Origin of the sequence: Fodinicurvata fenggangensis DSM 21160, from assembly GCF_000686045.1 — a bacterium.
Lineage (GTDB): Bacteria > Pseudomonadota > Alphaproteobacteria > Kiloniellales > DSM-21159 > Fodinicurvata > Fodinicurvata fenggangensis.
Genome location: NZ_JMLV01000023.1, coordinates 1 through 10,331, shown reverse-complemented (window position 1 = coordinate 10,331; position 10,331 = coordinate 1). Strand labels below are relative to the sequence as shown.

7 protein-coding genes are annotated in these 10,331 nt (G+C 58.6%); 6 read left to right on the top strand and 1 reads right to left on the bottom strand.

The features are described 5' to 3' along the window. The 6 genes from BP38_RS0117945 to BP38_RS0117925 all read left to right on the top strand — a co-directional run. Positions 1-352 (top strand): integrase core domain-containing protein (locus BP38_RS0117945; RefSeq protein ID WP_026988852.1); only part of this gene is annotated, 352 nt, incomplete at its 5' end. A 306-nt stretch (positions 353-658) separates the two neighbouring features. Then, positions 659-2,083 (top strand): alpha,alpha-trehalose-phosphate synthase (UDP-forming), encoded by a 1,425-nt coding sequence (locus BP38_RS21485; protein WP_051609536.1) that lies wholly within the window; start codon positions 659-661, stop codon positions 2,081-2,083. A gap of 376 nt (positions 2,084-2,459) precedes the next feature. Next, the gene (gene otsB / locus BP38_RS23045; RefSeq protein ID WP_051609535.1) at positions 2,460-4,079 is read left to right on the top strand and encodes a trehalose-phosphatase; all 1,620 of its coding nucleotides are present in this window, start codon (positions 2,460-2,462) and stop codon (positions 4,077-4,079) included. After that, positions 4,069-6,552, top strand: coding sequence for a glycoside hydrolase family 65 protein (locus BP38_RS23040; RefSeq protein ID WP_051609534.1), 2,484 nt, complete (start codon positions 4,069-4,071; stop codon positions 6,550-6,552). Before otsB ends, BP38_RS23040 begins: the two co-directional genes overlap by 11 nt. After that, the gene (gene ppsA, locus BP38_RS21475) at positions 6,549-8,984 is read left to right on the top strand and encodes a phosphoenolpyruvate synthase (RefSeq protein WP_051609533.1); all 2,436 of its coding nucleotides are present in this window, start codon (positions 6,549-6,551) and stop codon (positions 8,982-8,984) included. Before BP38_RS23040 ends, ppsA begins: the two co-directional genes overlap by 4 nt. A 159-nt stretch (positions 8,985-9,143) precedes the next feature. Continuing rightward, positions 9,144-9,554 (top strand): universal stress protein, encoded by a 411-nt coding sequence (locus BP38_RS0117925; protein ID WP_026988851.1) that lies wholly within the window; start codon positions 9,144-9,146, stop codon positions 9,552-9,554. A gap of 245 nt (positions 9,555-9,799) precedes the next feature. On the opposite strand, the gene BP38_RS0117920 is transcribed toward BP38_RS0117925, so the two are convergent. Then, a partial coding sequence (locus BP38_RS0117920; protein WP_026988850.1) for an IS110 family transposase occupies positions 9,800-10,331 on the bottom strand: 532 nt, incomplete at its 5' end.

Below are 10,331 nucleotides of genomic sequence, written 5' to 3'. Positions count from 1 at the left end.
CAGCCTGCGTGCCCAGGACATCCATGACAGCGGCCATATCTTCGGACGGGTTTGCACCGAGAACGGCATCGAGCACCGCCTGACCAAAATCGGTCATCCCTGGACGAACGGACAGGTGGAACGCATGAACCGCACCATCAAGGACGCCACCGTCAAGCGCTTCCACTATGACAGTCATAGTCAGCTGGATGCCCATCTCGACGACTTCGTGAAAGCCTACAACTTTGCACGAAGGCTGAAGACACTGGGTGGTCTCACGCCCTATGAATTCATCTGCAAAGCCTGGACGTCACAGCCTCAACGATTCAAACTAAACCCGATCCACCACATGCCGGGACTGAACATCAGCTAGGTCAGTGCGACTCCTGGTATGCAAACGGCTTCCAGGTGAGATCGCTTCACATACTGCAGCTTCACGACTGCTCCAATACATCGATGAATTCAAAGAGTTGATATCATTCAACGTATTCTCGGCCAGATATTTGCAGCCAGAATCGATGCAGGTCTTTCCACAAGCGCCTGCACCTGTATCGTAGGTTGATCGAGATCAATGCACCGGGGGTTAAAAGTTAACAAAATCTGAATTGCTCCCCGGCTGCCTTGGGTTTGTTGCCTCAAGAGTGCCTTAGCGGAGTGGCAGTTATTTGAGGAACTCTCGATGCCCCGTCTTTTTATTGTTTCCAATCGCGGCTGCACGCTTGATGACGCCAACCCGGCGGCAGGTGGCCTGGCGATCGGCCTGAAGCCGATCCTGGAGGAGAGGGGAGGCGTTTGGCTCGGTTGGAGCGGCTGCGTGGCCGACGATCGCAGTGAGGGCTGCGAAATACTCCGATCCAACCGATTCAAGAACCCAGCCTTCAATTTGAGCGAGCAAGAGCACGCGGGCTACTATATTGGTTTCGCCAACCGGGTGCTGTGGCCGGTGCTGCACGGTCGCACCGACTTGATTCGCTTCAAGGCCGAGGACTATGCCTCGTACACAGCGGTCAACGAGACCTATGCAGATCAGGTTCAAGCACATTATCGGCCCCAGGACGCGATTTGGGTCCATGACTATCACTTGCTGCTGCTAGGACGAAATTTGCGCGCTCGCGGGATCGCGGCACCCATAGGCTTTTTTCTCCATACCCCCTTTCCTTCGGCCGACGCCATGTCGGCAGTGCCCTGCCACAAGGAACTTATTGAGGCGCTGCTCGCCTACGATCTCATTGGATTTCAGAGTCGCAATGACCTTGCCAATTTTTCGGACTATGTCGTCCGCCATCTAGGCGGCACGGTTTCACGCGAAGGGAAAGTGAAAGCCGGCGGCTTCAGGAGCCAGGCAGGTGTCTTTCCCATAGGTATCGATCCACAAGGCTCCAGCACTTTGTCATGCTTGCCCGAGGTTCATGAGCTGTCGCGTCGTCTGGAGCCATGCTTTCGCCATCGTTACAGTGTCATTGGGGCCGACCGGCTTGACTACAGCAAGGGCTTGCCGGAACGCATGCGCGCCTTCGAATGGATGTTGGAGCGCCATCCATCCTATCATGGCCGAGCCTTCTATGCTCAGGTGGCAGCTCCTTCGCGGGAGATCATCCAGGATTATGCGAATCTGAAACTGGAGCTTCAGACCCTCGCGGGGACCATCAACGGCTGCTATGGCGAGGCCGACTGGACGCCGATCCGCTTTATCAATCGAACCTTCAGCCAAATACAACTTGCCGCTCTCTTCCGCTTGGCACGGGTCGGCCTTGTAACGCCCCTGCGCGATGGAATGAATCTGGTCGCCAAAGAGTATGTAGCGGCTCAGGATGCGTCCAATCCAGGGGTGCTCGTATTGTCTCGCTTTGCAGGGGCGGCCGAACAGCTTACTTCAGCCTTGATCGTAAATCCCCATGATACCGAAAGCGTGGCTGACGCCCTGCACCAAGCCATGACTATGTCGCTAGAGGAGCGTCGTGAGCGCTGGTCTATGGCCATGGCCAGTATCAAGCGCCATGACATTCACTCCTGGTGCGAGAGCTTTCTCGACGCCCTGGCGAGAACAGCCTTCTCCCTCACGGAAGAACAGAACAGGACGATCACGCATGCTGCGAACGCCTGAGAGGTCTGAAGTTGGCGGTAAGTGGGCTTTGGCTCGCGTCGATGCGAATGGCCCGCTTCCTGACGGGCAGTGCGCTGATGGTGCCTGAGCCTGTGCATCCGTTGTGACCATTGGCGAAATTATTGACCGTGTGGACTTGGCGGTCGTCAGATCGCTTTACGGACAAAAAAGGGAGACCATAAAACTGTGACCACGCTGGAGAGTATGGCGAAACATTGTCGCGATCGCTCGAAACTGTGCCCCTGAGCTTCACCAATACAAACAAAAGCCGACAATCCCAGTTAGGAAGTACGAGGCGTATCACTTGGCAACAGTTGGAACGACGAAGTCTTGTTCAGTCTGAACATAAGGGTGCGCAGTGTGGGAAGGAACCGCGATGACCGAGAGTGATGCCCAAGGATTGAACGCGGCATCACCTGCTCGGCTGGAGGCGGTGCTGTTCGACATGGATGGCGTCGTCACGGATACCGCACAGGCTCATGCCGCCGCCTGGAAACACCTGTTTGACGAGTTCCTGTGCGCCCGCGCGGAGGCAAGTGGAGACGAGTATCGTCCCTTTGATCCGGAGCGCGAGTACCGAGAGTTCGTTGACGGCAAGCCGCGGCACGCCGGCATCAAGAGCTTCCTTCGCTCGCGCGGCATAGATCTGCCCGAGGGCACGCCCGAGGATCCGCCTGATGCCAACACCGTTTTCGGGCTCGGGCGGCGCAAGCAGAATTACTTTCGGACATGGCTCAGGAACAATGAAGTTCGATCATACCCGGGAACGCTGAAGCTCATCCGCGAGCTGCGCAAGAGCGGCACCAAGACGGCCGTCTTCTCCTCAAGTCGCAATGCGGAAGACGTCCTGCGCAACGCCGGCGTGCTCGATCTGTTTGACGCCAGGGTCGACGGAAATGATCTGGCAGAGCTCAGTCTGCGCGGCAAGCCGGATCCAGCGATGCTCCATGAGGCGACCGCACGACTCGGCGTCAAGCCTGAAGGTGCTGCAGTCATCGAGGACGCCATCGCTGGGGTCGAGGCGGGTGCACGCAGCGGCTTCGCCCTCGTGATTGGCATTGACCGCGGCTGCTATGGCGAGGCTTTGAAAGAGGCGGGGGCGCACCTCGTCGTTGACGATCTGAGTGAGTTGGTTGTCAGCAAGGACCGCCACATTGCCATCAAGATGACTGACGGTTTGCCGGCCTTTTGGGATAGTGACTGGGAGCTGCGTGCCTGTCTGTCGGGTCGCTCGCTGGCGGTCTTTCTCGACTATGACGGCACGCTCACGCCCATAGTCGAGGATCACACCAAGGCTTTTCTGGATGACGGCATGCGTGCCGCGATTGCGGAACTTGCCAGATCAGCCAAGGTGGCGATCATCAGTGGCCGGGACCTTCAAAAGATCCAGCAACTGGTCAAGATCGACTCGCTGTTCGTTGCGGGAAGTCACGGCTTCGAGATTGCTGGCCCGGATGGGACAAGCGAATACCTGGAGCGTGGCGTCGAGTTCCTGCCCAAGATCGAGGAGGCGGAAAGGCGCTTGCACGAGGGTTTGTCCGGGATCGACGGTCACTCTGTCGAACGCAAGCGGTTCTCCATCGCCGTTCACTACCGCCGTGTCGCGGAAAGGGATGTGCCTCGGATGGAAGCTGTTGTCGACGAGGTGCTGTCCGCATGTGGAGGGCTTCGGAAAGGGCACGGCAAGAAAGTCTTTCGCATCCAGCCAGATCTCGAATGGCACAAGGGCTGCGCGGTGCTTTGGCTTCTGGAACGCTTCAGACATGATGATCCAAATATCCTTCCGGTCTATGTGGGGGATGACATCACCGACGAGGATGCATTTCGAGCGCTGGCGGGGCGCGGCCTTACAATCGTCGTACGCGACCGGGAGGAGCGCCGAACCGCGGCGGATTACGCAGTCGCGGATACGGACGAAGTCAGACAGTTGATCGCAATGCTCGCTGTGCTGGCCGCCGAAGCGAAAGACCGAAAGGAGGTGCGCGATGAGGCCTGAGCCGCGAGACTGGTCGCTGGTCTATGACGGCTACCGCCCTGAGCAGGAGGGTTTGCGCGAGGCGCTGTGCACACTCGGCAACGGGTATTTCGCGACGCGCGGTGCGGCGCCTGACAGCTCGGCCGGTGATATCCATTATCCGGGCACCTATCTCGCCGGCGGCTACAACCGACTGGTCAGCGAGGTTGCGGGCCGCAACGTGGAAAATGAAGACCTCGTCAACATGCCGAACTGGCTGCCGCTGACCTTTCGCATCGACGATGGCGCCTGGTTTCGCATCGACGATGTCGACGTCTTGTCCTTCCGTCAGGAACTCGATCTCAGGCGGGGCGTGCTCAATCGCGATATCCGGTTCCGGGATGAGGCCGGCCGCACCACGCGATGGAGCGAGCGTCGTCTCGTCAGCATGGCCAATCAGCATCTTGCCGGTCTCGAGGTCGAATTGACTGCTGAGGACTGGTCGGGACGACTTACTGTTCGCTCCGGTCTTGATGGAGGTGTGGTCAACAGCGGCGTGGCGCGCTACCGCGCTCTGGCGAGCCAACACCTAGAAGTCCTCGAATTGGATCATCTCGGGGCCGACGCACTTTTTCTGCGCTGCCAGACCAGCCAATCCCTGATCCAGGTCGCGCTGGCCGCGCGCACCCGCCTTTACTTTAAAAAACGCGAAGCTGAAGCGGAGTATCGGACACAGACCCTGAAGGATCAGATCTGGCAGGAGGTCGCCTGCACGATTGAGCAGGGCGCTTCAGTCAGAGTGGAGAAGATCGTCACGCTTCATACCTCGCGTGATAGAGCGATCGCCGAGGCCGGGCTCGAAGCGAAAAGAACACTTGGTCATGCTGGCGGCTTCGACGACCTGCTTGCGGCGCATGAGATAGCCTGGCGGCATCTGTGGGATGATTGCGACATCGAACTTATCGACGGCACGGCTGAGGATACCGAGCTCAAGTTACACGTTCACATCTTCCATCTGCTTCAAACCGCCTCGCCGCATACCATCGAATTCGATGTCGGCGTCCCTGCGCGCGGCTGGCACGGTGAGGCCTATCGGGGCCACATCTTCTGGGACGAACTGTTCATTTTCCCATTCCTCAGCCTGCGCATCCCTACTCTTACGCGCGCGCTCCTGCACTATCGCTATCGCAGATTGCCGGAAGCGCGACGCGCAGCGCGCGCGGCCGGCTACGAAGGAGCGATGTTTCCCTGGCAGAGTGGCAGCAATGGGCGGGAGGAAACCCAGCACCTCCACCTCAACCCGAATTCGGGACGCTGGAACCCCGACAATTCGTACCGCCAGCGGCACATCAACTCGGCTATCGCCTACAATGTCTGGCAATACTATCAGGCCACGGACGACCACGAGTTTATCTACGCCTATGGCGCCGAATTACTTCTCGAGATTGCCCGCTTCTGGGCGAGCATTGCCGTCTACAACGCCGAGATTGACCGCTACGAGATCAAGGGGGTGATGGGGCCGGACGAATATCATACGGCCTATCCCGGTGCCGACCCAGAGATGGAGGGCGGCATAGACAACAATGCTTATACCAATGTCATGGCCTCCTGGGTGCTCACACGCGCCCTTGATGTCCTCGAACTCCTGCCCAAGGAGCATTGCATCCAGCTGTGTGAACGCATTGGCCTCGACCTCGGTGAGACCGAGCGCTGGTACGACATCAGCCGAAAGCTTCGCGTGCCGTTTCACGATGACGGGATCATCTGCCAGTTCGAAGGCTACGAGAAGCTCACGGAGTTCGATTGGGAGGGCTACCGCAAGAAGTACAGCGACATCCATCGGCTTGACCGGATCCTCGAGGCGGAGGACGACGACGTGAACCGCTACAAGGCCTCCAAGCAGGCCGACGTGCTGATGCTGTTCTATCTGTTCACCGCCGACGAGCTCTATCTCATCTTTGAGCGGCTGGGCTACCCGCTCGCGCCTGAAAGCATCCCCAGGAACATCGACTACTATATAGGCAGGACATCGCATGGCTCCACGCTGAGCAGTGTCGCCCATTCTTGGGTGCTTGCGCGCTCGGACCGGTCACGCTCCTGGCGTCATTTCCGATGCGCACTCGATAGCGATATCACCGATGTGCAGGGCGGCACCACCCCGGAAGGCATTCACGTCGGCGCCATGGCCGGGACCATCGACCTGATCCAGCGCTGCTATATCGGCATCGAAATGCGCGCCAACGCGCTGCACTTCGACCCCGCGCTTCCCGACGATTTGCACCAGATAAAGGTGCGGCTGCGCTATCGACGGCAAGTATTGGATATTGAGGCCGATCATGACACGCTGCGGATTGGCAGCCCATCGTTCACCTCCACCCCGATCAAGGTGGCCTACCGCGGTCACTATCGGGACCTGGCGCCGGGCGAGGTCTGTCAATTCCGGCTGATCAAGCCTGAAGACCGCGATCGTGACGAGAACCGGGCCATGGGTGCCGCAAAGGAGGCGAAGCCATGAACGAACAGACCCCTTTGATCAGTTGGTTCGCGGACCTTGATCGCTCGGATACGGCGACTGTCGGTGGCAAGAACGCCTCTCTCGGTGAGATGATCGGAAAACTCAAGGAGTCCGGGATCAATGTGCCGGACGGCTTTGCAACGACGGCGGCGGCATACTGGAGTTTCCTCGAGGCCAACGACCTAGCCGACCGCCTGACCGACAAACTTGCCGAATTGAAGCCGAACGGAAGCAATTTGCCTCAGATCGGTAAGGCCGTGCGCAAGATGATCCTTGAGGCGAAGTTTCCCGCCACCTTGGAAGATGCCATATCGTGCGCCTATCACGAACTGTCGGAGCACGCCGGCAGGAAGATGACCAGTGTTGCCGTGCGCAGCAGCGCGACCGCGGAAGATCTGCCGGAAGCAAGCTTTGCCGGCCAGCTGGAGAGTTTCCTGAACGTCCGCGGTGAAAAGGCGCTGCTGGAGTCCTGCAAGCGCTGCTACGCGTCGCTGTTCACCGACCGGGCCATCATCTACCGCATCAACAACGGCTTCGAGCATATGCAGGTGGCTCTCTCGGTCGGGGTGCAGACAATGGTCCGCTCCGACAAGGCCGGCGCCGGTGTGATGTTTTCCATAGATACCGAGAGCGGCTTCCCGCGCAGCGTTCTGGTTAACGGTGCGTGGGGTTTGGGGGAGACCGTGGTTCAGGGCATGGTCGGTCCGGACGAGTACCATGTCTTCAAGCCACTGCTGGATAACGCGGCACTGCAACCGGTCATCGAGAAGACGCTCGGCAGCAAGGCCAAGAAGATGATCTACGCGAGCGGCAGACAGGCCACGTCGAAGCTTGTCGATACCAAAAAGAAGGAACGTGCGTCTTTCGTGCTGAACGACGACGAAGTCTTGCAGCTCGCCCGCTGGGCTTGTGCCATCGAAGCACATTACGGCCAGCCCATGGACATCGAGTGGGCCAAGGACGGCGAGACCGGCGAGTTGGCGATCGTGCAGGCGCGCCCGGAAACCGTGCAGTCGCGCAGGGACGCCGGAACGCTCAAGACCTACTGGCTGAAGAAGAAGGGCCGTAAGCTGATTTCCGGGCTGGCCATCGGCGATTCGATCGCAACCGGCAAGGTCTGTCACCTCGAGAGCGCTGCGGATATCGGCAAGTTCAAGCCGGGATCCGTTCTCGTGACCGGAATGACCGATCCCGACTGGGTTCCGATCATGAAGAAGGCATCGGCCATCGTGACAGACCATGGCGGCCGCACCAGCCATGCCGCGATCGTCAGCCGCGAGCTCGGCCTCACCGCCATCGTCGGTGCCGGTAAGGCGACCACGACGCTCAAGGAAGGGGGGGAGGTGACAGTGTCCTGCGCAGAGGGCAGTGAAGGACAGGTCTACTCGGGCGTCGCCGACTTCGAGGAGCGCGAGATCGGCCTGGCCGACATCCCGAAAACTCGCACAAAAACAATGGTAAACTTGGGCAACCCCGCGGCTGCATTTCGCTGGTGGATGCTGCCGACCGATGGTGTCGGGTTGGCCCGCATGGAGTTCATTATCGGGAATCTGATCAAGATTCATCCCATGGCGCTGGTCCATTACGACAGGCTCAAGGACAAGAAGGTCCGCCGGCAAATTGCCGAGATGACCCAGGCCTACCAGGACAAGACCGAGTATTTCGTGGAGACCTTGGCGCGCGGCATGGCCAAGATCGCCGCGGCACACCATCCGAACCCCGTGCTCGTGCGTATGAGCGACTTCAAGACCAACGAGTATGCCCGGTTGATTGGCGGCGCCCCCTTCGAGCCAAAGGAGGAAAACCCGATGCTTGGTTGGCGCGGAGCGAGCCGCTATTACAGCGAAGGATACCGCGAGGGCTTCGATCTGGAATGCCGTGCGGTACGCTTCGCACGCGAACAGATCGGTCTCGACAACATTGTCGTCATGATCCCCTTCTGCCGTTCTATTACGGAGGCGGACAGCGTGCTCAAGGTGCTGTCGGAGAACGGGCTCATTCGCGGTCGCAACGGGCTTGAGGTCTACGTCATGGCTGAAGTCCCCTCCAATATCATTCTGGCCGGGCACTTCGCCGAACGGTTCGATGGCTTCTCCATAGGCTCGAACGATCTGACACAGCTCATCCTCGGCGTTGACCGCGACAGTGCTGCACTGAGTGCACTGTTCGACGAACAAGACACGGCAGTGACGACCGCCATAGCCGACCTGCTTGCCAAGGCGCGCGAGAGCGGAACGCACACCGGAATTTGCGGCCAGGCGCCGAGCGACCATCCTGAATTCGCGGGCTTTCTCGTCGAGAACGGGATCGATTCGATTTCAGTGAGCCCCGACAGCTTTCTCGCGGTGAAGCGTGTGGTTGCAGAGGCAGAACGCCAACGTGAGGTCGGGAATGATATGACTGGTCAGGCTGCACCTGACACAACCGAATGAGGAATGTCATCTACCAGATTGAAATCTGGGGAACGACAGGCTTTGAGGGACATATGGAAGAGATGACAGGATACGATACGTCCTGTAGGCTATTGATTTAAGAAGGATTGTGCTTGAACCAATCCTTGCTTTAGGACATCCAAGAAGGGGGGGCTTGCCATGTATAAAACGGTTATCATTCCTATTGATATCTCACATGCCGACCGGGTGAAGCCGATGATAGAAGCGGCAAAGCAGCTGGGTGGGAAGGACACAAAGTATGTTCTGACTAGCGTGATCGAAAATGGTCCAACCTATGTGGAAGCCCAGATTCCTGCGGAAATCAGGGAAAAACTCAATGCGGATGTACGCGAGCAACTGGAAGCCATCGCGTCAGAAAGTGGTTTGGGTCCCGAAATCGATGTGAGGAATGGTCAGCCTGCCAACGAAATTCTCGCACTTGCGAACGAGAAGGGTGCAGACGTTATCGTCGTTGCCTCACATCAGCCGGGTTTCGGGGACTTCCTGATCGGCTCAACAGCAGCACGTGTGGTGCGTCATGCTTCTTGTTCGGTGCATGTCCTGCGGTAGCTATCCCGACTTTTCGATAAAACCGAGCGAACCTGTCGTCTTCAACATGTTGTGGTTGACCGTTAAAAAGGCTTCCGCATAGGCGATAGAGGGCCGTTGGGGACCATTAGGTCATTGATGATCACCCTGTAGATTTGGAGCAAAAGAGATCTTAGCCAATTGAGGATGAGACGGAAGTTACGGCCGACGGCATTGACCCGGGTGCCGAGTTGACCCTTGAGGTGGTTATGCCCTAGCAACTGTGTTTATGCACAGACCTGATGGCGCCATGGAAGGCCTGATTTGAGGATTGCGTTTGCGGTGGTAACCAGGCGCCGAGCGATGGCGATGATGACCAGCTTGTGCGGCTTTCCTCGTTCCTTGAGGCGGCTGGCGACGGATTTCAGGATCGGGTTGTGGCATGCGGCGGCGAGCGCTGCTTGAAAGAGCACATGCCGCAAGGCGCGCCGGCCTCCAGCGATCATCCGGCGGCCGCGCCTCGTCCCGCTGTCATGGGATACAGGCGCGAGGCCAGTCATTGCGGCGGCCTCGCCGGACGTCATCCGTCCGAGTTCGGGCATTTCCGCGATGAGCATGGCTGCGGAGACCGGACCGATCCCTGGAATAGAGCGGAGAAGCTCCGCTTTGACGGTGAGAGCGTCGTCCTGTGCAATCATGCTTTCAATCCGATGTTCAAGTTCAAGGATCTGAGCGTCGAGCATCGCCCTTAGCTCCGCATCCATATCCTCCATATCCGCAGCGACATTCTGTTTCACACGGGCACCAATCTGGGCAACG

Excerpts from the sequence above, each read along its gene's own strand:
- otsB (WP_051609535.1), top strand. The coding sequence starts at position 2,460 with ATGACCGAGAGTGATGCCCAAGGATTGAACGCGGCATCACCTGCTCGG.
- BP38_RS21485 (WP_051609536.1), top strand. The coding sequence starts at position 659 with ATGCCCCGTCTTTTTATTGTTTCCAATCGCGGCTGCACGCTTGATGAC.
- BP38_RS23040 (WP_051609534.1), top strand. The coding sequence starts at position 4,069 with ATGAGGCCTGAGCCGCGAGACTGGTCGCTGGTCTATGACGGCTACCGC.
- BP38_RS0117925 (WP_026988851.1), top strand. The coding sequence starts at position 9,144 with ATGTATAAAACGGTTATCATTCCTATTGATATCTCACATGCCGACCGG.
- ppsA (WP_051609533.1), top strand. The coding sequence starts at position 6,549 with ATGAACGAACAGACCCCTTTGATCAGTTGGTTCGCGGACCTTGATCGC.